The 24,072-nt window shown below is 65.5% G+C and carries 25 protein-coding genes and 2 riboswitches; of the genes, 13 read left to right on the top strand and 12 right to left on the bottom strand.

Annotated elements, in window-relative coordinates:
- The first annotated feature begins 210 nt into the window (after positions 1-210).
- A complete protein-coding gene (gene groL, locus QNN98_RS10905) occupies positions 211-1,848 on the top strand; it encodes a chaperonin GroEL (protein WP_227913524.1) in 1,638 nt (545 codons plus the stop codon).
- 92 nt (positions 1,849-1,940) lie between these two features.
- Here the strand turns inward: groL and QNN98_RS10910 are convergent, their stop codons facing one another.
- The 11 genes from QNN98_RS10910 to QNN98_RS10960 all read right to left on the bottom strand — a co-directional run bounded on the left by QNN98_RS10910 (position 1,941) and on the right by QNN98_RS10960 (position 12,530).
- A complete protein-coding gene (locus QNN98_RS10910) occupies positions 1,941-2,231 on the bottom strand; it encodes a WXG100 family type VII secretion target (protein WP_227913523.1) in 291 nt (96 codons plus the stop codon).
- Between the two features lie 145 nt (positions 2,232-2,376).
- Positions 2,377-3,870, bottom strand: coding sequence for a sensor histidine kinase (locus QNN98_RS10915; RefSeq protein WP_227926675.1), 1,494 nt, complete (start codon positions 3,868-3,870; stop codon positions 2,377-2,379).
- Between the two features lie 4 nt (positions 3,871-3,874).
- Entirely contained in the window at positions 3,875-4,588 is a 714-nt protein-coding gene (locus tag QNN98_RS10920; protein WP_227913521.1) for a response regulator transcription factor, read from the bottom strand.
- A 98-nt stretch (positions 4,589-4,686) separates the two neighbouring features.
- On the bottom strand, positions 4,687-5,508 hold the full coding sequence (locus tag QNN98_RS10925; RefSeq protein WP_227926676.1) for a hypothetical protein: 822 nt from the start codon (positions 5,506-5,508) through the stop codon (positions 4,687-4,689).
- Complete coding sequence (locus QNN98_RS10930) at positions 5,501-5,956, bottom strand: hypothetical protein (RefSeq protein WP_283997082.1); 456 nt, start codon at positions 5,954-5,956, stop codon at positions 5,501-5,503. Before QNN98_RS10930 ends, QNN98_RS10925 begins: the two co-directional genes overlap by 8 nt.
- Positions 5,943-6,392 (bottom strand): hypothetical protein, encoded by a 450-nt coding sequence (locus QNN98_RS10935; protein WP_227926678.1) that lies wholly within the window; start codon positions 6,390-6,392, stop codon positions 5,943-5,945. Before QNN98_RS10935 ends, QNN98_RS10930 begins: the two co-directional genes overlap by 14 nt.
- A 49-nt stretch (positions 6,393-6,441) precedes the next feature.
- Positions 6,442-7,650: a hypothetical protein gene (locus QNN98_RS10940; RefSeq protein ID WP_227926679.1), complete on the bottom strand. Its 1,209-nt coding sequence runs from the start codon at positions 7,648-7,650 to the stop codon at positions 6,442-6,444.
- On the bottom strand, positions 7,647-8,006 hold the full coding sequence (locus tag QNN98_RS10945) for a DUF6507 family protein (RefSeq protein WP_227926680.1): 360 nt from the start codon (positions 8,004-8,006) through the stop codon (positions 7,647-7,649). Before QNN98_RS10945 ends, QNN98_RS10940 begins: the two co-directional genes overlap by 4 nt.
- A gap of 128 nt (positions 8,007-8,134) precedes the next feature.
- Entirely contained in the window at positions 8,135-9,781 is a 1,647-nt protein-coding gene (locus QNN98_RS10950) for a DNA repair helicase XPB (RefSeq protein WP_283997085.1), read from the bottom strand.
- Positions 9,774-12,203, bottom strand: a complete 2,430-nt coding sequence (locus QNN98_RS10955; RefSeq protein WP_227913519.1) for a helicase-associated domain-containing protein — start codon at positions 12,201-12,203, stop codon at positions 9,774-9,776. Before QNN98_RS10955 ends, QNN98_RS10950 begins: the two co-directional genes overlap by 8 nt.
- A 39-nt stretch (positions 12,204-12,242) precedes the next feature.
- The gene (locus QNN98_RS10960) at positions 12,243-12,530 is read right to left on the bottom strand and encodes a hypothetical protein (protein ID WP_227913518.1); all 288 of its coding nucleotides are present in this window, start codon (positions 12,528-12,530) and stop codon (positions 12,243-12,245) included.
- Between the two features lie 225 nt (positions 12,531-12,755).
- Here QNN98_RS10960 and QNN98_RS10965 point away from each other — a divergent pair, with 225 nt between their 5' ends.
- Genes QNN98_RS10965 through QNN98_RS10975 form a run of 3 tightly spaced genes read left to right on the top strand, consistent with a single transcriptional unit; the run spans position 12,756 to position 15,088 of the window.
- Entirely contained in the window at positions 12,756-13,139 is a 384-nt protein-coding gene (locus tag QNN98_RS10965; RefSeq protein ID WP_227913517.1) for a cold-shock protein, read from the top strand.
- Between the two features lie 21 nt (positions 13,140-13,160).
- On the top strand, positions 13,161-13,754 hold the full coding sequence (locus QNN98_RS10970; protein WP_283997460.1) for a DUF3027 domain-containing protein: 594 nt from the start codon (positions 13,161-13,163) through the stop codon (positions 13,752-13,754).
- A 53-nt stretch (positions 13,755-13,807) separates the two neighbouring features.
- Positions 13,808-15,088 (top strand): MFS transporter, encoded by a 1,281-nt coding sequence (locus QNN98_RS10975; protein ID WP_283997091.1) that lies wholly within the window; start codon positions 13,808-13,810, stop codon positions 15,086-15,088.
- Positions 15,089-15,136: 48 nt separating this feature from the next.
- On the opposite strand, the gene serC is transcribed toward QNN98_RS10975, so the two are convergent.
- Complete coding sequence (gene serC, locus QNN98_RS10980) at positions 15,137-16,264, bottom strand: phosphoserine transaminase (RefSeq protein WP_283997093.1); 1,128 nt, start codon at positions 16,262-16,264, stop codon at positions 15,137-15,139.
- A 214-nt stretch (positions 16,265-16,478) separates the two neighbouring features.
- Here serC and QNN98_RS10985 point away from each other — a divergent pair, with 214 nt between their 5' ends.
- The 9 genes from QNN98_RS10985 to fdhD all read left to right on the top strand — a co-directional run bounded on the left by QNN98_RS10985 (position 16,479) and on the right by fdhD (position 24,054).
- On the top strand, positions 16,479-17,177 hold the full coding sequence (locus tag QNN98_RS10985; RefSeq protein ID WP_227926684.1) for an iron-dependent transcriptional repressor DtxR: 699 nt from the start codon (positions 16,479-16,481) through the stop codon (positions 17,175-17,177).
- Between the two features lie 90 nt (positions 17,178-17,267).
- Positions 17,268-17,462: riboswitch (cyclic di-AMP (ydaO/yuaA leader) on the top strand.
- A 3-nt stretch (positions 17,463-17,465) separates the two neighbouring features.
- Complete coding sequence (locus QNN98_RS10990) at positions 17,466-18,230, top strand: M23 family metallopeptidase (RefSeq protein WP_227926686.1); 765 nt, start codon at positions 17,466-17,468, stop codon at positions 18,228-18,230.
- Positions 18,231-18,355: 125 nt separating this feature from the next.
- A riboswitch (cyclic di-AMP (ydaO/yuaA leader) is annotated at positions 18,356-18,514 on the top strand.
- 3 nt (positions 18,515-18,517) lie between these two features.
- Positions 18,518-19,327, top strand: a complete 810-nt coding sequence (locus QNN98_RS10995) for an NlpC/P60 family protein (RefSeq protein ID WP_227926687.1) — start codon at positions 18,518-18,520, stop codon at positions 19,325-19,327.
- 22 nt (positions 19,328-19,349) lie between these two features.
- Positions 19,350-20,141 (top strand): NlpC/P60 family protein, encoded by a 792-nt coding sequence (locus tag QNN98_RS11000; protein WP_283997097.1) that lies wholly within the window; start codon positions 19,350-19,352, stop codon positions 20,139-20,141.
- Between the two features lie 246 nt (positions 20,142-20,387).
- A complete protein-coding gene (locus QNN98_RS11005; protein ID WP_227913510.1) occupies positions 20,388-20,888 on the top strand; it encodes an HNH endonuclease in 501 nt (166 codons plus the stop codon).
- The gene (mobA, locus tag QNN98_RS11010) at positions 20,888-21,544 is read left to right on the top strand and encodes a molybdenum cofactor guanylyltransferase (protein ID WP_283997100.1); all 657 of its coding nucleotides are present in this window, start codon (positions 20,888-20,890) and stop codon (positions 21,542-21,544) included. Before QNN98_RS11005 ends, mobA begins: the two co-directional genes overlap by 1 nt.
- Positions 21,544-21,828: a DUF6457 domain-containing protein gene (locus QNN98_RS11015; RefSeq protein ID WP_229960048.1), complete on the top strand. Its 285-nt coding sequence runs from the start codon at positions 21,544-21,546 to the stop codon at positions 21,826-21,828. The genes mobA and QNN98_RS11015 overlap by 1 nt, the downstream gene beginning before the upstream one ends.
- Entirely contained in the window at positions 21,825-23,120 is a 1,296-nt protein-coding gene (locus tag QNN98_RS11020; protein WP_227913507.1) for a molybdopterin molybdotransferase MoeA, read from the top strand. The genes QNN98_RS11015 and QNN98_RS11020 overlap by 4 nt, the downstream gene beginning before the upstream one ends.
- A gap of 85 nt (positions 23,121-23,205) precedes the next feature.
- Complete coding sequence (gene fdhD, locus QNN98_RS11025; RefSeq protein WP_227926693.1) at positions 23,206-24,054, top strand: formate dehydrogenase accessory sulfurtransferase FdhD; 849 nt, start codon at positions 23,206-23,208, stop codon at positions 24,052-24,054.
- Positions 24,055-24,072 lie beyond the last annotated feature (18 nt).

Consider the following 24,072-nt stretch of genomic DNA (forward strand, 5'->3'; position numbering starts at 1 on the left):
AGTGTGTGGGAGTGCTAATTATTGACTTAGCACTCTTGCCGGATGACTGCTAAAAGTCCCCCGGCGTTGAGTGAACCAGCAACCACTGGGGTGAGGTTCGGGGAACCGCGTAAAGAGATCGCGCTAGCCGGGCCGTCCGTCGCGGGCACCTCAGCCGGGAATGGAAATTTTTGCTCCAAGCATGACTGTTCCGGAAGGACGATAGCCGTTATGGCCAAGATCATTGCATTTGAAGAAGAGGCACGCCGCGGCCTCGAGCGCGGGTTGAACATCCTCGCCGACGCCGTCAAGGTCACCCTCGGCCCGCGTGGCCGCAACGTAGTCCTCGAAAAGAAGTGGGGCGCTCCCACGATCACCAATGACGGCGTGTCCATCGCCAAGGAGATCGAACTGGACGATCCCTACGAGAAGATCGGCGCTGAGCTGGTCAAGGAAGTTGCCAAGAAGACTGACGATGTTGCCGGTGACGGCACCACCACGGCAACTGTCCTGGCCCAGGCGCTGGTGCGCGAAGGGCTGCGCAACGTTGCCGCCGGTGCCGACCCGCTGAGCCTGAAGCGCGGCATTGAGAAGGCCGTTGCAGCCGTCACCGCCGAGCTGATTTCTTCCGCCAAGGAGATCGAAACCAAGGAGCAGATCGCGGCTACGGCTTCCATCTCCGCCGGTGACCAGCAGATCGGCGACCTGATCGCCGAAGCACTGGACAAGGTCGGCAAGGAAGGCGTCATCACGGTCGAGGAGTCCAACACCTTCGGCCTGGAGCTGGAACTCACCGAAGGCATGCGCTTCGACAAGGGTTACATCTCCGGTTACTTCGTCACTGACGCTGAGCGCCAGGAAACGGTCCTCGAGGATCCGTACATCCTGATCGTCAACTCCAAGATCTCCAACGTCAAGGACCTCGTTGCCGTCCTCGAAAAGGTCATGCAGTCCGGCAAGCCGCTGCTGATCATTGCCGAAGACGTCGAGGGCGAAGCCCTGGCAACCCTGGTGGTCAACAAGATCCGCGGCACCTTCAAGTCCGTAGCCGTCAAGGCTCCGGGCTTCGGCGACCGCCGCAAGGCCCAGCTGGCTGACATCGCCATCCTCACCGGCGGCCAGGTCATCGCCGAAGAAGTTGGACTGAAGCTCGAAAACGCCACGCTCGACCTGCTGGGCAAGGCCCGCAAGGTTGTAGTCACCAAGGACGAAACCACCATCGTCGAAGGTGCAGGCGACGCTGAAGAGATCGCAGGCCGCGTCAACCAGATCCGCGCCGAAATCGAGAACTCCGATTCCGATTACGACCGCGAGAAGCTGCAGGAACGCCTTGCCAAGCTGGCCGGCGGTGTCGCTGTCATCAAGGCCGGTGCCGCAACCGAGGTGGAACTGAAGGAACGCAAGCACCGCATTGAGGACGCCGTCCGCAACGCAAAGGCGGCCGTTGAAGAAGGCATCGTCGCCGGTGGCGGCGTGGCCCTCATCCAGGCCGGCCTCAAGGCCTTCGCCAACCTCTCCCTCGAGGGCGACGAAGCAACGGGCGCGAACATCGTCCGCGTTGCCATCGACGCCCCGCTGAAGCAGATTGCCTTCAACGCCGGCATGGAGCCCGGTGTTGTGGTGGACAAGGTCCGCGGCCTGCCCGAAGGCTTCGGCCTGAACGCAGCCACCGGTGAGTACGAAGACCTGCTGGCTGCCGGCATCAACGACCCGGTAAAGGTGACGCGTTCCGCCCTGCAGAACGCTGCCTCCATCGCCGGCCTGTTCCTGACCACCGAAGCTGTGGTCGCGGACAAGCCGGAGAAGTCGGCTCCCGCCATGGGCGGCGCTGACGAGATGGCCGGCATGGGCGGCATGGGCGGCTTCTAAGCCCCCGGCTGACTCGGCTCAGCCTCTGCGCCACGCGTAAAGCAGGCACGGCACCCCGTTGGGGTGTCGTGCCTGCTTTGTTTCACCCGGGTCTAGTGGCGGAACAGTGAGGTGTTCGCTGCCTCCGTTTCGGCATACTGCGCCGACGCGAAGGCCAACGCCTGGTTAATGCTGTCCAGGGACTCCTCCACACGGGCCTGCGTAGCCCGCCAATCAGTAACCAGCGACTGGAAGTTGGCCGAGGCAGCGCCCCGCCAGATCTCGCCGAGTGACGCCAGCCCGGCCTGCATGCCGTTGACGTCCGCCCTCAGGCGCTCGATGGTTCCCTGTACTTCTGCACTCTTGGCGGCCAGCGCCTCGCTGTCCACGGCGAATAAGGGCATGTCTTCCTCCTGGTAAGGGTGCGGTTCGGATACCGGCAAGGCTAAGCAGCCCCGGGCACCGCAGCATGCCGGGAGGAACCCCTGTGGACGGCAGGAACAGGTGTCACACGGCCGGAAGGGGTGTGGAGGAGCGCAGGGGCGCCCGTCAGCTTCCCTTGCCCTCTTCGGCCCCGTCAGCGTCTTCGACCTCATCAGGGCTCTCCGGGAACTGCTCGGGTGCCCGGTACGGCAGCCGGATGGAGAGGGTGGCGCCGCCGCCCTCTGTTTCCGCGAGCCGCACCGTCCCGTCGTGCTGGGCCACCAGGGCAGCCACGATGGCCAGCCCAAGCCCGGTGCCGCCGGTTTCCCGGTAGCGGGAGGAATCGGCGCGGTAGAAGCGCTCAAAGACGCGCGCGGCGTCGTCCTCCGAGATGCCGGGGCCGTGGTCTCGCACCTCCAGGACGGCGTCCATCCGGTCGTGGATGACCGGGGCAACCCCCACCGCCACCTCAATGGGCGAGCCGTCCGGGGTATAGCGCAGCGCATTGGTCATCAGGTTGGCCACTACCTGGCGCAGCCGTGCCTCGTCCCCCATGGTGGGCGCACTCTGCGGACCGTTCCCGTCCAGCCCCACCACCTTGATGACCCGGTCCGGTGCGCTGGCGCGGGCATCCATGGCGGCGTCGTTCCCCAGGATCATCAGGTCCACCGGTTCGTATTCCAGCGGCCGCTGCTCATCCACCCGGGCCAGGGTGAGCAGGTCTTCCACCAGTTGGCCCATGCGTTTGGCCTCGGATTCAATCCGTCCCATGGCCGCGGCAACTTCATCGGGTTTCTGCAGGGCGCCGTGCCGGTACAGTTCCGAGAATCCGCGAATAGTCACCAGGGGTGTCCGCAGCTCGTGGGAGGCGTCCTGGACAAAGCGGCGCATCTTCCGTTCGGACTGGGTCCGGGCGGCGAAGGCAGTCTCAATGTGCGCCAGCATAGCGTTCAACGAGCGGGAAAGGCGGCCGATTTCCGTGGCGGGATTGCCGACCTCCACGCGCCGGGACAGGTCACCGGCGGCAATGGCGGCTGCCGTCTTCTCCACCTGGCTCAGGGGCCGGAACTGCCGGGTCACGGCCCAATAGGCAATACCGGTGGCGCCCAGGGTCCCCAGCAGCCCCACGGAGAAGACCAGCGAGGCGGCCTCGTCCACCGTAGCGGCCACCGAATCCAGCGGAATGGCAACGGCCACGGAGCCGGGCAGGTTCTGGAAGTCGTAGATCCGTACCCGCCAGCCCTTGGACATGGGGGAGGTGCCGCGTACGTCAAAGCCGCGCGTGCCCATTTCGGCGACCTGGTCGGAGGTGTAGTCCGGGATCATTGGAATGTCCGCCGCGGACTCGGAGTGGGTCGCGGGACCGTGGCTGCCGTCTTCGTTCAGGTAGAGGCCGTAGTAGCGGAACAGGGACGCATCGGTGCTGGGGTCATTGACCAGCAGGTAACGGGAGACGGCAGGAGCGTTCTCGTTAATGTCGGCATCCAGGCGGCCCACCAGGATCTGGCGCAGCACATAGATGGTCGCCAACCCGGTGATGGTTACAGTCACCACCATCAGCACCGCCATGATGGCGACCAGCTGCGACCGCAGCGAAGCGGATTTCCAGCGCCGTACCAAGGCCCTAGCGCTTCTCCGAGGAGCGGAGCAGGTAGCCCACGCCGCGCTTGGTCTGGATCAGGGCCGGGGCGTCGGGGCTGCGGTCGATCTTGCGGCGCAGGTAGGAAATGTAGGACTCCACAATCGAAGCGTCGCCGTTGAAGTCGTATTCCCAGACATGGTCCAGGATCTGGGCCTTGGACAGCACCCGATTGGGATTAAGCATCAGGTAGCGCAGCAGTTTGAACTCGGTGGGGGAGAGATCGATGGTGACGCCGCCGCGGCGGACCTCGTGGGCGTCGTCGTCGAGCTCCAGATCATCCACGCGGATGACGGCGTCATCATCCTCCAGGGGCTGGGTGCGGCGCAGCACTGCACGGATGCGGGCCACCACCTCGTCCAGGCTGAACGGCTTGGTGACGTAGTCGTCGCCGCCCACGGTCAGGCCGGTGACCTTGTCCTCGGTGTCGTCGCGGGCGGTCAGGAAAACCACGGGGAAGTGCTGGCCGGCGGCGCGGAGCCTGCGGGTGAGCGTGAACCCGTCCATGTCCGGAAGCATCACGTCCAGGACGGCGAGGTCCGGGTTGTGCGAGTCCACGGCGGCCAGTGCTTCACGGCCGTTGGCGGCAGCGACGACGTCGAAACCGGCGAACCGCAGCGAGGTGGACAGCAGTTCGCGGATGTTCGGCTCATCATCGACAACAAGGAGGCGTGCTTCGGGTGCAGACGATTTGTTCACCTGCCCAGTTTCTTACATTTAGCTGGACGTTGTCTGTAGGTCTGCATGAAGTCAGCTGGATAAATCCGGGTAGTTTGACCGGGTGGGCTGCGGGAGCGTCAAAAGCCCATGAGTGTCGAAAGGAGGTCCCGGTATGCTGTGCCGGTGGTCACCGCCTCGAATGAGACCTGCCCGTCGCTGACCGAGAGCAGATGCTGTCCGGCACGGCCGGCATCCACGTACCCCCACTCAGGAACGGGCCCGCGGTCTGCGGTCTGCACTTGGACCCGCCAGATGAACCAGGGTTCGCGCCACATGCGGATCCAGGCGGGATCATCCGTGGGTGGTGGCTCGTTCACGGAAAGCAGGCGGCGGTCAAAAACGCTGGTTGGACAATCCAGGACACCCTGGGTCAGAGTCCAAGCGGGGGCCAGGCCCAACCATGACGCCACGGTTGGCGCGAGTTCCGGAAGCCCTACGAAATCCAGCTGGACCAGGCCCTCATAATCACCGGTCCTGCCGGCATCGAGTTCGGCATGGGAAGGGCCGGCGAGTATCAACGCATTTTCGTCATCCAGCTGGATCTGCAGATCCGAGGACCCCTGCGGGTGGAGGCATTGGATACGGATGGCGGCGCGGGTTGCGGTCAGGGGTGCCGTCACGGTGGCTCCCTCGGGCGTCAAACGTCCTGCGGTGTCCATCAGGCCGGCTTCCACCAGAGCCGCGAGGCCCGATTCCCGGTTCTTCCGCTGGAGGCGGCCGACCCGGCCGTTCTCCGCCGCGGCATCCAGCAGGGTGACCGCGTCGCCGTCCAGCCATGGCCCCAGCGACTTGTAGGGCTGCCGGGCGGACAGCCCGGACAGCTGTTCAAGATCGGCACCGAGGATGTTGCTGGCGGCCTCATCGAGCGCGGGTTCACGTTCGGGGACAATATCAACCATTGGAGCTGTCTTTCATGGTGGCCGAGAGCGCGATAGACCCCAGGACTTCGTCGTAGGCGCCGAGCTGGTTGGCGGCGCAGGAAGTGGTCACGGTACCTGCAAGCCCGTTTTCAAGCAGCAGCAGGAGGGTGCAGTGGATCAACCCGCCGGAGCCGCGGTGCAGGTACTCCATCCGGCGGACGGCCTCCAGATGCGGAACCGGATCCACGGAGAGCAGGTAAGGGTCTGCCAGGGACGTCAGGAGTGCCGCCATAACCACCGTGCTCAGCTGGGTGACGGTGCCGGGGAAGGCAAACGTGGTTACCGTGACGTTCGGCCTGAAGCCGCCCTCGTCCATCCACGGAGCAACGGGCGCCGCCACTACCAGCTCCGCCTCAGGGAGCTGAATCACTGACCAGTCAGACGGTCGTTGAAGGGCAACATTGGCGCTTCGGTCAGCGGTGAACATTCTTGCTCCTCCGAAGCCAGGTGAACGGGGACGAATACTCGGGTTTCCGGAGCTGCTCCTTATCTGCGCCGCTGTCCAGCCAATCCTTGTACCACTGGGGCAGCATAAAGCGGGGAAGGCGGAAGAGGCAGGTCAGCGCCAACACCATCAGAGCTGAAAGGACAAACTGCGGGCCCATGGTGCTAAACCAGTCGATCCGAAGTTCCACGCCAATCACCAGCAGGATGCCGAACGCAAGAAACGGCAGCAGGTAAAACCCCATAAAACCCAGGTAATTGTGCTTGCCAAACTGGTACATGCTCGTCCCGGCCGCCCACCTTCGCCAGCTTCCGTTCATAGCGGCGACGCCGGTAATCAGGCAATAAAGGACTATGAAGAGTCCGACCACGCCGACCAATAAGATCGCTAGTGTATTCATGTCGTTGGATTCTGCCATGCTTCTTTCTTTTCTCCTGCCGCCTTGCCGAGCGGCATGCACGGCGGCGTCACCAAAGCTTCAGGTTCTCCCACGTTTCTTTGAGGGCACCCTTCGCGGCCTTGGCCACGCCGTCCTCGCCAACGTTCCTGAGGAAGTTTCCGGCGCCTTCTCCGACGGCTCCGCCGATCCACCCTCCCACAGCTGCTCCTACGACGGTTCCCACCACGGGGATGGGAATAAAGCTGCCCACTGCGGCCCCGGCGGTGGTACCGAGACTGCCGCCGGCGATGGCGAATCCGCCTTCGACAATCGCCGTGGCAGCGGCGCTGCCAACGCGCTGGCCAGTGCTGTAATCGGGATGCTCCAACTGGTCTTGGTTCCATTGTTCGGACCCGTTTTTGTAGATGGACAAGACGCCGTCTATCACGCCCAAGCCGTTAGAGGCCTTATTCGCCCAACCCGGGATCTGCGGAACCCTTGCCGTTGTTCCGCCGGCCGTGGTCCGCCGCCGGGCGTGTTCGACCACCGGGTCACGGAACACCGGCCGATGGACCGTGATTGCGCGGCGGCCCATCGGCGCCAGCAGTGTTGCCATCACGCTGTCCGGCGGGTAATAGCGGTGGGGCCGGCCATTCATGCGGAGCGTGACGGACCCGTCGACGTTGAGGCTGCGTCGATTGGAGCCCGGGTCAAGGGCCACTCGGATCAGCCGTGGACCCGGGGCCGAATGGATTGACAGCAGCCCGTGGGACAGCAGACCGCCCCCGACGGCGGCATAGGGGGAGGTTGCGCTGCCGGGCGCTTCCCAGACCGACTGGTGCAGGCCGGAAATGGCTCCGGCGCAAACGTCTTCGGCTGCCTGGAGCTCAGCTGCGATGGCCCATGTTTCACGGGCGATACGGGATTCTTCCGCCTCCGCAGCGGCCACGCCGTCCTCGTCATCCTCATCCGGCACTTGGGAAGCGTGGGCGCCCATAGCCGCTACCAGGGCGTCGTACCGCGGGCGAAGCGCATCGACGGCGTCGGCGAAGGCATCAAGGGCGTCCCGGATACCTCCGGTGACCTCCGCCGCCGCGTCGGTGTACGTTGCGGCCTTGTCCATGGCGCCGTGGACGATGTCCTGCTCAGGGGCCTGGTAACTGTCCCGCAGCCCTGCCCATGTTGCGACCAGGTCCTGCCCGTGGCCTCTCGCCCGGTTTCCCGAGTCCGCCACGCGTGCTGCGTCGCCGCGGATGGCGCCTGTGTCGGGCAGCTCCGGCAGGTTGCCGGCGCTCACGGCAGGGCTCCGGCAGGGGCGTCGTCGAGGCTGGTTAAGGAGGACCCGCCCGCCGACTGATTGGCGTTTCCTGCCATCTCCGCATCGCCGCTCACATAATGATTAACCGCATCGCCGGTTGAATTGCAGGCGTTCCCCGCGCGTACGGTGCCGCTGTTAACCAGCCGGGACAAATAGTCCTCGTAGCATTCCGTCATTGCCGAAAGGATTACGGGGCTGTTTGTTGAGCCGGCCGCGGAACTGACCGCATCCTGCAGGGTGGTTTCCTCTGCCTGCAGGTCCTCCACAGTGACCCGTGCCTTTTCGATGACGCCCCGGACTACGTCGACCTGGATATCCCAGCCGTTTATCGGCATCTTTCCCCCCTGGATAACGGAACAGCTTACGGTTCCGAGTGCTGGAACAAATGTAGCGAATGTCCAGACGAAATTAACCCAGAAAGGAGAGGGCGGCCATGGGGAGAACTACCCATGGCCAAATACAGTTAGACCGGCTTTTCGATATCGGAGGCGTCGAGGATGGAATATGCATAACCTTGCTCGGCCAGGAAGCGCTGCCGCTTGGCCGCAAAGTCCTGGTCCAAGGTGTCGCGGGCCACCACTGTGTAGAAATGGGCTGCCTTGCCGTCCGCCTTGGGGCGCAGCAGCCGGCCCAGCCGCTGCGCTTCCTCCTGCCGGGAGCCGAAGGAACCGGACACCTGGATGGCCACGGAGGCCTCGGGCAGGTCGATGGAGAAGTTGGCAACCTTGGAGACCACCAGGGTGTTCAGCTTGCCCTCGCGGAATTCGCCAAACAGCCGCTGGCGCTCCTTCACCGGGGTATCGCCCTTGATGACGGGGGCGTCCAGGCGTTCAGCCAGTTCGTCCAGCTGGTCCAGGTACTGCCCGATCACCAGGGTCTGCTCACCGGTATGGCGCTTCACCAACTGCTCGACGACGCCGGTCTTGGTCTCCGACGTCGAGCACAGCCGGTACTTGTCCCCGTCTTCGGCCATGGCGTAAGCCACCCGCTCATCGCGCGGCAGGTCGACGCGGACCTCGACGCATTCGGCCGGGGCAATGTAGCCCTGCGCCTCGATGTCCTTCCAGGGAGCGTCGTACCGCTTGGGTCCGATCAGGGAGAAGACTTCACCCTCGCGTCCGTCTTCGCGCACCAGCGTGGCGGTCAGGCCGAGCCGGCGGCGGGCCTGCAGATCCGCCGTCATCCTAAAGATCGGGGCCGGCAGCAGGTGCACCTCGTCGTAAATGATCAGGCCCCAGTCATTGGCGTCCAGCAGTTCCAGGTGCGGGTACAGGCCCCCGCGCTTGAGTGTCAGGACCTGGTAGGTGGCGATCGTGACCGGGCGGACTTCCTTCACGGCACCGGAGTATTCACCGATCTCGTCCTCGGTCAGCGAGGTCCGCTTGAGCAGTTCGTCCTTCCACTGCCGGGCGGAAACGGTGTTGGTGACCAGGATCAGCGTGGTGGTGGAGCTGGTCGCCATGGCGGCGGCTCCCACCAGGGTCTTGCCGGCGCCGCAGGGGAGGACCACCACACCGGACCCGCCGGCCCAGAAGTTCTCGGTGGCCAGTTTCTGGTACGGGCGCAGGGTCCAGCCGTCTTCATTCAGCATGATGGGATGCGGGGTGCCGTCCACATAGCCGGCCAGGTCTTCGGCAGGCCAGCCGAGCTTGAGCAGCAACTGTTTCAGCTGCCCCCGCATGGCGGACTGCACCACCACCGTCTCGTCGTCGATCCGCGGACCGAGCAGCGGCTGGATCTTCTTGGCGTGCATCACTTCTTCCAGCACCGGGTAGTCGGTGGTGCGCAGCACCAAGCCGTGCTGGGGGTCCTTTTCCAGCCGCAGCCTGCCGTACCGGGACATGGTCTCTTCAATGTCGATCAGCAGTGAATGCGGCACCGGGAAGCGTGAATAGGTGAGCAGCGTGTTCAGGACCTGCTCGGCGTCGAGCCCCGCGGCACGCGCATTCCACAGACCCAGCGGGGTCAGCCGGTAGCTGTGGATGTGCTCGGGTGCCCGCTCCAGTTCGGCAAACGCGGCAATTGCATGCCGTGCCTCGGTCGCCTGCTCATGGTCGACCTCAAGGAGAATCGTTTTATCGCTCTGGACAATCAACGGTCCGTCAACCATGCGCCGGGCTACCCTCCACTATTTCCACATCCATAATCCGATGTACTGACACTGTACGTTCCACGTCGTGGCGCGGATCGTAGACCCGCACCCTTCCCTCGGTCACCGATAGGGGAACGAATATCTCCTGCCGCTGATTCCCCTGGCTGTCCACAACGCCCATCCGCACCGAACTCTTGGTCCGGATGGCCTTGCGCAGGGTCTCCAGGCTGACGAGGGACTGGCTTTCCCCGTTCGCCTGCAGCGGCGGTCCTTCGCCGCGCAGGGCTGCCAATTGCCGTTCCAGATCCGCATCGGTCAGTTCCCACGGGTTCAGGCGCGTCTTGGAGGAGGACGGGGCGGCCACCGGGACCATCCGGTGGGAGCCCACCGGTTTGCGGGCCGGGCCCTCCAGCGCCGGGGGATACCCCAGATCCCGCAGGGACGAGGTCAGTTCCTTGGCCGGCACATTGGCCGCAACCACTGTGGGGGCCAGCCGGACCAGCCCCAGCGACGCTGTCCGCGGATCGGCCAGCAGGGCATTAAGGCCGGCTTCGTCGTCGCTGCGGAGGTATGACCCGGCGGCTCCCACCCGCAGCCTGCCGTACCGGGCGGCGGTGTCCTCCACCAGATAGCGCAGCGGCTGCGGAACCTCCGTGGCTGAATGCTGGCGCAGGAAGGCAAGAATGCCGTCGGCGTCGTGCCCTTCGTCCAGCGCGCGTCGGATGGAATCCGCGGAGAAACGGTAGATGGCCGCCGGGCCCTGACCCTCGGCGGTGGAGATCAGCGCCAGTTCCCGCGCGACGTCCGGCTCCAGGTAACCTGGTGCCACTGCCGTCAGGTCAGCCTGCAGCAGGAACGAATTCAGGGGTGCGGGCAACGCATCGCGCAGCACCTGCGTGGCAGCGGCATAGTCCCCGGCGGCCACGGACGAGCCGAGCAGCGTCAGCGCACCGGAGCCGAGCAGGCCCAACTGCGCAGCTTCCTTGAGGATGCCCGGAACCAGGCGTGCGAACCGCCGCTGCAGCCGCGGCTGGTGCCAGGTCAGGGCACTGATGAGGTCTTCCGGATCAAACGCCCCCACCGTTCCGTTTTCGCTGTCGCGCTCGGAAAGGAGGGCAAGCATTTCCATGGCCCGACGGCGGACCACGGGGGCGTCGGGCCGGGATACTTCGGCGGCCAGTGCGTTGACCGCGCCGCCTGCCGGCAGGGGAGCACCCACGAGGGAAGGTGCACGGTCCGCGTCCAGCCACGCTTCAACCAGCCGGCGCCACTGCTCTTCGCGGTTCTCGTTCAGCCAGTTCCCTTCGGAGGCGCCCCACCGGGAAGTGGCTGCGTCCAGGGTGATCAGCCCGGCAATGGCGGCTAGCTCCAGCAGCCAGGAGGTGGTGGCGCCGTCGAGCCGCAGCGACTCGGACAGGCGGCGTACTTCGCGTACACCCACGCCGCCCGAACGCAGGGTGCCGACCGGATTCTCGGCCGCCAGCGCCAGCAGTTCCGTGACTAGGCGCAGGGTCTCGGCCACTGCGCCGAACGCGGCGTTATCCCTCAGGTTTCGGGTGACACTGCGGGGAGAGGGGCGGGGAGCTTCGAGCTGGAAATCGGACACAATGACGTGCCCGCGCGACGCCTGGCCCACGGGACGGGGCAGTTCCACGTGCAACGCGTCCAGGGGAACCAGCAGGCCGCGGGAAACCAGCCACTCCACCGGTGTGGGGGAGGGGTTGTCCAAGACGGCCCGTCCCATGGTGGCTTTCTTCGGGATGGTGCCCACCGGGGAGTACTTGAACCGCCGCAGCAGCTCCGTGGTGCCCGGAGGCGCCCCGTTCATCAGCGCCGCCCAGCCGGCAGGATCCGAAACCAAGTGGTGCAGGGAATGGGCAGCCGTGGCGGGGGTGTCCGCTTTCTCCAAGGGCAGCCCGGTGCTGCGCAGCCCTTCCACGATGCCCACCAGGCGCTGCCCGAACTCCGGGTGCTGTGCGGCGAGGGTGGAGTAGGGCCGGCCGAGACCCGCGGGATAGGCGCCCAGCGCCTCACCCAGAACGGACACCGGCAGGTAGAAGCGCCGCGAAGCGTCAGCTTTCGGCGCTCCCGGATGCGGTTTGGCCCGCCGCAGCAGGGCCAGCGAATGGAGGTGGGCCAGGATGGCGTCCAGGGACTTGATGGTGGACCCGGCAATTGCGGCCTTCAGCCATGAGGCGGTGGTGCTGAGCTGGGAATCTTCGTTGGTGGTCAGGTCAACGGCTTCAAGCACCTGCAGCTCGGGGGCAGTCAGCTTTTCAAGGATGCGCTGCACGCTGACCCGAGTGGAGGCGCGGGCCGCCAGGGCCTGGAAATCGGGGACCGGAGGAAGGACCAGATCGGGCCGGGCCGCGAACAATTCACGCAGCTGGTCGTCGCTGCGTGCGGCTAGATCATCGGCCAAAGCTCGAATCGCGGACATCAGCACCACGTTACCTGAGTGGGAAGGGAAACGGACCGATCAGCCTCGGCGTCTGCGCCGAACTCCGCTGATGACCAAACCTGCCATCAGCAGGAAAGCGAGAGGTAACGCAAAGTAGACGGCAGCAACCAGCCACGGGGCAACCGACTGGCCCTGCAGGGCAAGGATCAAAACGGCAGCCAGGGTTCCCAGCCCGAACAGGGCCAGAAGACCGGCCGCCGCGGCCAGGGCCCCCGAAATCCACGCGCGGGTGCGGCGGGGCCCAGGCTGGGAGCCGGAAACAGAGGCCGAGGCGGACCGGACGGAGTCCGGCGGGGTTTTGTTCATGGTGATTAACGCTAACAGCGGAAATCCGCGGGACAAAGGGGCAGCCTTGGAGCCCCTATTCGCTTGTCGGGATATTCTAAAGGGAACAGACTTCCCCGTAGTATCTCAGAGGTACGGGTACCCCCCGCTGCTTGCTGGGCAACGCGGAAACGGTGGCGGAACTGAACGGTCATGCAACAAGGCAGATGTCCTGCCGCAATCGGAACTAAGAACGAGGTAACCGAAGTGCCTATCGGCAAGGTCAAGTGGTTCGACACCGGCAAGGGTTTTGGTTTTCTGGCCACGGACGATGGACAGGAAGTCTTCCTCCATGCCTCGGCCCTGCCGGCCGGCGTCAGCGAGGTTAAGCCCGGTACGCGCATGGAGTTCGGTGTAGCCGACGGCCGGCGCGGACCGCAGGCCCTCTCCGCCCGCATCTTGGAGGCACCGCCGTCGGTTGCCAAGGCCACGCGCAAGGACGCCGAAGACATGGCCGTTATAACGGAAGACCTGATCAAACTGCTCGATGGCATTTCCAACGGACTGCGCCGCGGCCGCTACCCGGAAAAGAAGCATGCCACCAAGGTGGCCGCTGTGCTGCGTGCCGTTGCCGATGACTTGGATATATAAGGTTCGTGCGCTGAAGTGACAATGACACCCGTAACTCCCTCTTCCGAAACGCCCTCCGACCCGGCGGCCCGTAAACGTGCGCCCCGGCGGTCGGGGAAGCCCGACGCCGTGCTGGCTGCCGCGGTGGCGGAAGCACGTGCAGGCCTGCTCGAAGTTGCGTCCCCGGCTGAAGTTGGGGAGTACGCGGGCGCCGCGGCCGACGGCGAACGGCTGGTGACCCACCGGTTCACCTCGCTGCGTCCCGGTTACCGCGGCTGGCAGTGGTACGCCACTGTTGCCCGGATGCCGCGCAGCAAGAAGGTGACGGTCAGTGAAGTAGGACTGCTTCCGTCGGAGGATGCGCTGCTGGCTCCGGAGTGGGTGCCCTGGTCGGAGCGGCTGCGTCCGGAAGACATTGCTGCCGAGCAGGAACAGTTGGCCCTCGAACAGGCCGCCCGGGAACAGACACACGCTGACGACGAACAGCACGCCCACGCCGAATCCCGGGACAAGGATGGCCAAGCGCGGGACGGCGCTCCCGAAGACGACGCTCCCGAAGACAGCGCGCGCCAAGACGATGCAGCGCAGTCCGGCGCGCAGGATCATCAGGAGACGGACGCGCAGGAGGACGAATAATCCGTGGCGGTTGCGGCAACTGGTTCAACAATCCCTGAGGGGGCGCTGAGCTGATGTTCCGCTCCCTCCGCCTCTTCAACTACCGGATCTGGTTCTTCGGCGCACTGGTTTCCAATATCGGCACCTGGATGCAGCGGACCGCGCAGGACTGGCTGGTCTACGACATCCTCACCAACCAGGATGCCGCAGCCATGGGAATCGTGATGGCGCTGCAGCTGGGGCCACAGCTTCTCCTGGCCCCGTGGTCCGGGCTGATAGCCGACTCCTACAACCGGCGCAAAGTCCTGCTGATGACGCAGATCAGCATGGGTGCCCTGGGTCTGGCCCTGGGCCTGCTGGTGATTTCCGGCCAGGCGCAGCTGTGGCACGTGTACGCATTTGCGCTGGCCCTGGGCGTGGTGTCGGCGGTGGACGGACCGGCGCGCCAGGCGTTCGTCTCCGAGGTGGTTTCCGAGCGGGATCTGCCCAACGCCGTGGCGCTGAACAGTGCCTCCTTTAACGGGGCGCGGATGATCGGCCCCGCCGTGGCCGGACTCCTGACCGTCGCCGTCGGGCCGGGGCTGGTGTTTGTACTGAACGCCGTGACGTTCGGCGCAATGGTGCTCGCACTGCTGAATATGCGTGCCGGCGAACTGCGCGTACTCCCCAAGGCGCCCCCGGGGAAGGGCCGCATCCGGGCAGGACTGGCCTATGTGAGGCACCGGCCCGACCTCATCATGGTGATGCTGGCAATCTTCATCGTGGGCACCTTTGGCATGAATTTCGCCATTTACATAGCTGCCATGGCACGTACCGAGTTCGGCCGGGACGCGGGCACGTTCGGCCTCCTCAATTCGGTGATGGCGATCGGTTCCGTCGCGGGCGCCTTGCTTTCCGCGCGGCGGGACAGGCCGCGCCTGCGCTTTGTCTTCGGAGCCGCAGGGGCCTTTGGCTTGTCCTGCATCCTGTCCGCAGCTGCGCCCACCCTGATTTTGTTCGGTCTATGCCTGATCCCGGTGGGCCTGTCCGCACTGACCCTGATGACGAGCGCCAATGCGTATGTTCAAACCACCACCGCCCAGGTCATGCGCGGGCGGGTGATGGCGCTGTATTTCGCCATCTTTATGGGCGGAACACCGCTGGGCGCGCCGGTGGTGGGCTGGGTTTCGGACTCGTTCGGCCCCCGCTGGAGCCTCGGTGTGGCCGCAGCCTCGGGGCTGCTGGCAGCCGCCATCGGTTTCGTATGGGCCTGGCGGACCTACGGGATGCGGTTCCACTATGACCGGAACCTGCCCCGGCGGCTCAGCATGACCACAGATACGCCGGAAAAAGCGCAGGACCCGGACAGCGCGTAGCGTCCGGGCCCTCCGGGCAGTGCATGCCCATGTTGGCAGTAATCAGGCTCAGGAGTTCGCGATCACGTAGTCGATGCACGCCAGGAGGGCGCTGACGTCGTCGGGCTCAATGGCGACAAAGGTGGCAATGCGCAGCTGGTTGCGGCCGAGCTTGCGGTAAGGCTCCACGTCCACGACGCCGTTGGCCCGCAGCGTCTTGGCAATGGCGGCGGCGTCGATGTCCGCTGCGAAATCGATGGTGGCAATAACGTTGGAACGGTCCTCCGGGCGGGCCACGAACGGGGTGGCAACGGCGGACTGTTCGGCCCACGAATAGATCCGTCCGGCAGATTCCGCGGTGCGGCCGGCGGCGAACGCCAGCCCGCCGTTGCCGTTCAGCCAGTCAATCTGGGCGTTGAGGGTCACCAGCGTGGACAACGACGGCGTGTTGTAGGTCTGGTTCAGCCGCGAGTTGTCCACGGCGGTCTGCAGGTTGAGGAAATCCGGGATCCAGCGGTCTCCGGCATTGATCCGCGCGGAGCGTTCCAGCGCAGCGGGGGAGAACACGCCCAGCCACAAGCCGCCGTCTGACGCGAAGTTCTTCTGGGGGGCGAAGTAGTACACATCGGACTGCGCCAGGTCCACGTCCAGGCCGCCGGCAGCCGAGGTCGCGTCGATCAGCACCAGGGCGCCGTCGTCGGAACCGTCCACCCGGCGCACCGGAGCGGCAACGCCGGTGGACGTTTCGTTCTGCGGCCAAGCATAGACATCCACCCCCGCTTCAGCCGCCGGTTCCGGACGGGTGCCCGGTTCAGCCGTGATGATGCTCGACGCCGAGAGGAACGGCGCTTTATTGGTAGCCGCCGCAAACTTGGAGCCGAACTCACCGAAGGACAGGTGCTGGGCCTTCTCCTGAACCAAGCCGAAAGCGGCGACGTCCCAGAAAGCAGTGGAGCCGCCCACGCCCAGAACTACCTCGTAGCCCTCCGGAGCGGAGAACAGCTCGGCCAGTCCCTCGCGGATGCTGCCCACGAGGTTCCGTACGGGTGCCTGGCGGTGGGAGGTGCCCAGAAGCCCGGTGCCGGCACGTTCCAGCGCCGCCATCTGTTCCGGACGTACTTTGGACGGCCCGGCACCAAAGCGGCCGTCCTGCGGGAGGAGTTCAGCGGGAATCTTCAGTGCGGCGGTGTCACCCATTGTGTCGCTCCAAGCGTGTCGAAAGGAAAGCGCGTCTGCATTTCCATTCTGCCGCACCGCTTTCTTTCGGACGGTTTATGACCGCCGCCACAGGGATGTGTGGCGGGAAGCCCGCAATTTTCGGGGGGTCCGGCCGGTAGGCTAACGTGTTGGCGTAGACCCGGGCAGCGCGTTTTGCCGCTGTCCTCTTGCCTTCTACTAGGAGCGGCCCGTCATGACGGATCTCATTGACACAACTGAGATGTATCTCAGGACCATCCTGGAGCTGGAAGAAGAGAACATTGTGGCGCTGCGGGCGCGTATTGCCGAGCGGCTGAGGCACTCAGGCCCCACCGTGTCCCAGACCGTTGGCCGGATGGAGCGTGACGGCCTCGTGGTGGTGGCGGGAACCCGCCGGCTCGAACTGACGGAACTGGGCCGCCGGCGCGCTACCGAGGTGATGCGCAAGCACCGGCTCGCGGAGCGGCTGCTCTCGGACGTTATCGGCCTGGACTGGGCCTACGTCCACGACGAGGCCTGCCGGTGGGAACACGTGATGAGTGAGCGCGTGGAGCGCCGGCTGTATGAGCTGCTGGGACATCCCACGGAATCCCCTTACGGCAATCCGATTCCAGGCCTCGAGGGCATCGGCGGAGAGCCGGCACCGGTCTTCCACCAGGGCGTGCATGACCTGGTCTCTGCCGTGGCTGCCGTAGAGACAGGGTCCAAGCTGACCCTCCTGCGGCTGGCCGAACCCATCCAGGTGGAGCCGGAGCTGCTGTCCCAGCTGGATGAAGCCGGGCTGCGCCCCGGTGCGGAAATCACCGCCGAAGTCGTAGGCGGCTATATTTCCGTGCGTGTCCCCGGCATCGAAGGAGCGCTTGAATTGCCGGCAGAAGTGGCCGCACACGTTTTTGTGGCACACGCCGGGTAACGGAATGGTTACTTTTGGGACATTTACCCTATAGTGAATTCCGACGTTGAAACACCATCGTTATCCGGTCTGTCCGCCGAGCCCTGCCAACGGACCGGAGCACCAAACTCGTCAGGCAGGGGCGGAGGACCCAATTTCCGGCAGTAGAACTGCCTTGGGGTGAAGCCTTCCGGAGGCCGGCGGCAAAACGTGCATAGAAGCACGCAGTGCCGGCGGTGAGCCGAGGGCCGAGTTTCTCTACTCGAATCCGACAGCTAACTTCGCAGGCGTTCCAAGAGAGGGAAACACTTGTCGAAGCATGCTGCTTCGGGGCGCCGCCGTGCGGCTGCCCCTGTTGCGCCCGCCCGCCGGCGCAGCTCCCCGCCCTCCGGGCGCAGGCGGGTTGAAACAAAAACCCTGTCCATGGGTGGCGCCGCCCAAAAGGTGGCCATCACCGCCGCCACATCAGGCCTGATCCTCACCGCAGCGCTGCCCACCTCCGCGGCCGCTGACGATCCCGTCCAGCCGCAGCCGGTTTCGGCCGACACACCGGTTTCCGCGGATGCCAACGCGAACATCGGATTTGCCCGCGCCGGGTTGAGCAGCAGCTATGACCCGGACGCCAAGCTGGCTTCCGTCGGCGTGGCAGCAGGGTCCCACACGGTCCCCGCGGCCGCTAAGGGCACGCTGTCCACCCCGCTGGATTCCGCGCTGGTGGAGACATCGGGATTCGGCCACCGCGTCAGCCCCATTACGGGCGAAACCGGGGAAATGCATAACGGCCAGGATTTCGCCGCCACCTGCGGCACCGCAGTAAACGCAGCTGCTTCCGGAAAAGTGGTCTTCGCCGGCTGGCACCCCTACGGCGGCGGCAACCGCGTTGTCATTGACCACGGCAACGGGGTCGAAACCACCTATAACCACCTATCCGCCATTTCCGTGTCGGTAGGCAGCGAAATCAAGCGTGGAAACCTGGTGGGAGCAAGCGGAACAACGGGCTCTTCCACGGGTTGCCACCTGCATTTCGAGGTCATGGTTAACGGTGAAGTAGTGGACCCGCTGAACTGGTTGTAACCGCACGAATATCATTTCGTGACCGGAACGTGACATAGCGCAAATGTTGCTGTACGCTCGTCCTCGTGCCCGATTGGCCAAAGATCGGGCACCTTCGAACAGATCGCCTAGCTCTGCCACTGTTTGAAGTCCGTTCGCAGAATCGCATGGCAGAGGCGGGGGAACCAATTTCGGGTTTCGCAAGAAGCCCTTGGGGTTAAGTTGCAAATGGCTTTAGGCCTGGCAACCGGGTGACTCCCATCCGAATCCGACAGCTCACCTCGTAGGCAATTGGGAGAGGCAAACCTGTGTCATCACACGCTCATGGCCGCCGTCGCGCAGCCACCGTTCAGACCAACCCGATTACTGCACTTTCCAAGGCAGTCAGCAGCAACGCAGGCATGGTAGGCCGTCAGGCCGCCGTCGTTGTGGCAGCATCCGGCCTCGTGCTGGCTGCAGGACTCCCTGCACAGGCAGCGTCCGTCAGCATGGACCGCCAGGCACTCGAATCCACCCCGCTGAATGTTGTAGCCGGGACAGTCAAGGCTAATGCGGACGCGGACGTAAAGCTTGCGGTCATGGAAGCACCCAGCTCCATCTCCGGCGAAGAATACCGCGCACAGGTAGCAGCTGAAGAAGCCGCAGCCGCAGCAGCTGCTGAGGCCCAGGCCCAGCAGGCAGCAGCAACCCAGCAGGCAGCAGCAACCCAGCGTGCCGCTGCTTCCCGTGTTGCCGCACCTGTTGCAAACGGCGCAGTACAGACCGCATCCTCCACTCCCGCAGCACCGGCCGCTGACGCCGTAGCTCCGGGCAATGTGGCCGCCGGCCTCGTGGCCTCGGCATACAGCCAGATCGGCGTGGCACAGGATTGCACCGCCATGGTCGAGAAGGCCCTGCGCTCCGTCGGCAAGTCCGTCGGCGACCTGGCTCCCGGCCAGTTCTTCCAGTACGGCACCGTTGTTGGCAGCCCCGCTCCCGGTGACCTGGTCATCAGTGCTACCCACGTCGCCATCTACGTGGGCAACGGACAGGTCATCAGCGGCGGTCTGAACGGTATGAACACCGGTCTGCACAGCCTCTCCGACCTGCACGGCTACAGCTTCGTCCGCGTCTCCTAAGCCCTGGTCTTCGAGAACAATCATGACCTCGACAATTGAGCGCGCCCGCCACCGGGCGCCGGTTGAACGCACCAGCACGCTGAACGCCCTTGCAGGTGCGGTCAGTGCAAACGCAGGAACGGTTGGCCGCCAGGCTGCCGTTATCGCAGCTGCCTCAGGCTTGGTCCTCACCACCGGTGTGGCCGCCAATGCTTCCGGCACGGAGCCCCTGCGGGATGTCCAGACGAGCACCCTGGATCTCACGGCAGCAAAGCTCGACAAAGTGTCTGCAGAAGCTGTACTTCACTTTGAGTTCGAAGGCATTGCGGGCACCACTCCCGCGCCGGCTCCGGCAGCCCCTGTGGTGGAAGAGGCGCAGACCGCTCTCCAGGTTCAGGAAATGCCGGCCGCAGGTGCTGCGCAGGTTGCCCGTCCGGCATCCAACGCAGCTCCGGCGGCAGGGGTCAACACCGCCGCCGCACCGGCACCGCAGGGCAGCCCCTCAGGGCTGGCCGCCACCATTGCTGCAGCAGCTTACGCCCAGCTGGGCGTCAACCAGGACTGCACCATGCTGGTGACCAATGCCCTGGCGGCTGCGGGGATCAACTTCCACGGATGGCCTGCCGGCTACCTGTCCCTTGGACGGACGGTCAGCGCAGCCGAGGCCATGCCCGGTGACTTGATCTACTACGCCGACGGCGGCATGGGCCTGGCCCACATTGCCGTATACGTAGGCGGTGGCCAAGCCGTGCACGGCGGCTTCAACGGCAACAGCACCGTTGTGGCACCGGCAGAACTCGGCTCGGGCGGCGTCTACATCCGCGTAGGCGGATAACGGCTTTTCTCTCCGGCCAAAAGCTCCTCCTTCGGGGGGAGCTTTTGCCGTTAACCGTCCGGGTCCGTCCCCGGGTCCGTCCCCGGGGACGGGAAGAAGGCGCCAGCGCCCAGGGCAAGGTTTCGGCCCCGGAAATGGCCAAGACTGCATTCCCGTCATACTCTTGCATAGACAATCCGATGTGCCGTAAGTGTGCCGGTGTCTAGTATTCACTGGCTCATGGACGGCCGACGAAGAGGTATGTGCATGCGCACTCTCGTTCTGAATGCTGGATATGAACCGCTGGCCGTGATCACCTTCCGCCGCGCGCTGGTGCTGGTCCTGAGCGGGAAAGCGAGTGTGGTGGCGGAGAGCGGCGAGCCGGTAGTCGGGCCCTCTGAAATCCTCCCCAGACCCTCGGTTATCCTGCTCCACCGGTACGTCCGGGTCCCGTACCGGGAGGGCACCGTTGCCACCCGTCGGGGCGTGCTGCGCCGGGATAACCACGAATGCGCGTACTGCGGAAAGGCGGCAGCCACGGTGGACCATGTTGTTCCCCGTTCACGCGGCGGCGATGACAGCTGGGAGAACCTGGTTGCATGCTGCCTGCGCTGCAACAATACGAAGGGCGACAGGACGTTGGCACAGCTTGGCTGGCAGCTGCGTATTTCCCCGAAGGCGCCCCGTGGAGCGCGCTGGCAGATCCGCGAACTGGAGCGTCCGTCACCGCAATGGGACCCCTTCCTGCAGAACGACACTGCCGCCTGATGCCCGTTGTTCCGGTGTACGACGCCGTAATCCTCGCCGGCGGCCGTTCCTCCCGCCTCGGCGGCAGCCCCAAGGCACTGCTGCGTACCGGTGGGCGCACCCTGCTGGAAACCACCTTGGACGCGGTTGCCGGGGCCCGGCGTGTGGCCGTAGTGGGACCGGGCTCACTGCTGCCGCTGCTTGAGGACGCGTCCCGCGAAACCGTGCTGGTGCGGGAGGAACCGGTGTTCGGCGGCCCGGCAGCCGCTGTTGCAGCGGGGCTGGAAGCCCTGCCCGCCTCGGGTGACTGGACGCTGGTCCTGGCCTGCGATATGCCGCGAATTGCTTCCGCGGCCGGAGTCCTGCTGGATGCGGCCGGCAGCGATGATTCCGACGGCGACTCCACCCTTCTGGCCCTTGACGCTGACGGCAGGAGCCAGCCGCTTGCGGGCCTGTACCGGACCGCAGACCTTCGTCAGGCCGTCCTCGGCCATGCACCCGGCGGCCTGACGAACATGTCCATGAAGGCTCTGCTTGCTAGGGTGCAATGGAGGGGTGTTGATGTTCCCCCCATGAGTACCGCCGATGTCGACACTTGGGCGGACGCGCGGATCTTGGGCGTAAGCACCGACGGAACCGCGTTAACAGCATCGTCCAGCGAAGCGAAGGAGCACTAATGCCAAGCCAGCAGGAACAACTCGAGGCGTGGAGCGGGAGACTGCTCAAGGCACTGGAGCTCGAGGGGACACCCGTGGATATCTCCGCCGTGCTTGACCTCGCTGCGGCCGCAGCCCACAACGTGGTGCGGCCGGCAGCGCCGTTGACCACTTTTATTGCCGGGTACGCAGCGGGACTGGCTGCCGGCAGCGGACAGGCGACCGACGCCGCGTCCATGCGTTCGGCCATGGCGGTGGCAGCCGCCGAATGCCGGGACGCAGCAGACGAAGGGGATGCGCAATGAGTGAAAAAAGCGCTCCCGTTATCCTGCCCGCACAACCCAATGCGTCTTGGGCCCAGGCCCGGCACGCGGCCTATGCCGCCGCCCGCCCGCTGCCCTACGAAACCGTTCCACTGGACGAAGCGCTGGGGCGGATCCTTGCCCTGGAGACCTCCGCGCTGCAGCCCGTCCCGCATTATGCTTCCGCCGCAATGGACGGCTGGGCCATAGCCGGGCCTCCGCCCTGGACGGTCATCACCCAGGAGGAACCGGAAGTGGAACGCTGGCAGATCCACAAGGAGTCCGGGCGGCGGGCGCTGCAGCCCGGGGAAGCCGTGAAAATCCTCACGGGCGGATTGATTCCCGAAGGCGCCGACGCCGTCCTGCGGTCCGAGAGCGGCTCTGTTTCGAACACCACGCCGCCGCGCCTGACCCGCAACGACCGGGCCCGCGAATCCGAACCGGCCGCCGGGGAGCACATCCGGCCCGCCGGGGAAGAGGCATCTGCCGGAGAGACCACCATCCCCGCAGGCAAGCTGCTCAACCCTGCCCATATTGCCCTGGCCGCCGTCTGCGGCCACGACACGCTGCCGGTGCTGCGTTCACCGCGGGTGTCCCTGCTGCTGACCGGTGATGAAGTGATTGATGCGGGGCTCCCGGAACCGGGCCAGGTCCGGGATACCTTCGGACCGCAGCTGCCGCAGCTGGTGTCCATGCTCGGCGGCAAGGTGGATGTGGTGCGCCGGCTCCCGGACCGGCTGGAGGAAGTGGTAGCAGCGCTCAGCAGCGAAGCCACGGACGAAATGTCTATTGCGATGTCCTCCGGCGACGTCCTCATCACCACCGGCGGTACCGGACGTTCCGAGGCCGACCACTTGCGCCGTGCCTTGGAAGAAGTGGAAGCCGAGCTCCTGATCGACGGGATTGCGATGCGTCCGGGCCACCCCACCATGCTCGCCCGGCTCCGGGACGGCAGGCTCCTGGTGGCCCTGCCGGGTAACCCGCTGGCAGCCATGATGGCCGTTTTTACCATCCTCCAGCCCCTCTTGGACGGACTGCGCGGCGCTCCGATTTCCCGGGAACGCCACGTGCTGGCCGGTGTGGACCTGGAACCGCTGCCCGGCCGCACCAGGCTGGTGCCGTGCAGTATCCAGGAGGACCGGGCCATGCCGTCCCCCTACTTCCGCTCCGGCATGCTGCGCGGCCTGGCCGAAGCGGACGCCGTGATGGTGGTGCCGCCCGAAGGCTGCATCAGGGACCAAGCAGTGATGGCCCTTCCCCTGCCCTGGCAGGTCAACCGGGCGCCCGCAGGATAACGTGCCGTACGCGGGCACCCGCTGACTGCGGATCCCGCCGCGGAGGGGCAACATAGAAGCAGGAAACAGGAATCAGGGAGGCATCATGGGACGGGTCACCACACGGGGACGGGTCACGAAATTCCGGCTGGACGGAAACGTCAGCCGGCGCGACGACGTCTTGGCGGGGGAGGAGCCGCTGGAGATCCGGGTGGGAGGAAAGAGTTTCACCGTCACCATGCGCACCCCCGGCGACGACTTTGACCTGGTAGCCGGTTTCCTGGTCTCGGAGGGTGTGATCTGGGAGCCCGGCCAGCTCATCAGCCTGCGCTACTGCGCGGGTGTGGATGATGACGGCAAACAGACCTTCAACGTGGTGGATGTACAGCTGAGGCCCGGGACCCCGCTGCCGGATACCGGCATGGAACGGCACGTCTATACCTCCAGTTCCTGCGGCATCTGCGGCACGGCCTCCATCGAGGCCGTGCGCAAGTCCTCCCACTTTGATTTGGAGGGCGACGGCGTCCGGTTGCCCCTGGAGATGCTCGCGTCCCTGCCGGACCGGTTGCGCGAAGGGCAGAAGGTCTTCGACCGGACCGGCGGCGTGCACGCGGCCGGGCTCTTCAGTGCCGAAGGGGAGCTGCTGTGCCTGCGTGAGGACGTGGGCCGGCACAATGCGGTGGACAAGGTGGTGGGCTGGGCCCTTCGCGCCGGGCTGCTGCCATTGCGCGGCATGGTGCTGCAGGTCTCCGGCCGGGCCTCGTTCGAACTGGTCCAGAAGGCGCAGTTGGCCGGCATCCCGGTGCTCGCCGCCGTAAGCGCACCGTCGGCGTTGTCCGTGGAATTGGCCCAGGACGCGGGGCTCACGCTGATTGGATTCAGCCGCGGCACCTCGCTCAACTGCTATTCGGCACCCGAACGGATCCTGGCCCCGGTCACCGCGGTAAGCGCCTAGCGCCGACGGTCCCGTGTC

The organism is Arthrobacter sp. zg-Y1143 (assembly GCF_030125565.1).
Classification (GTDB): Bacteria; Actinomycetota; Actinomycetes; order Actinomycetales; family Micrococcaceae; genus Arthrobacter_B.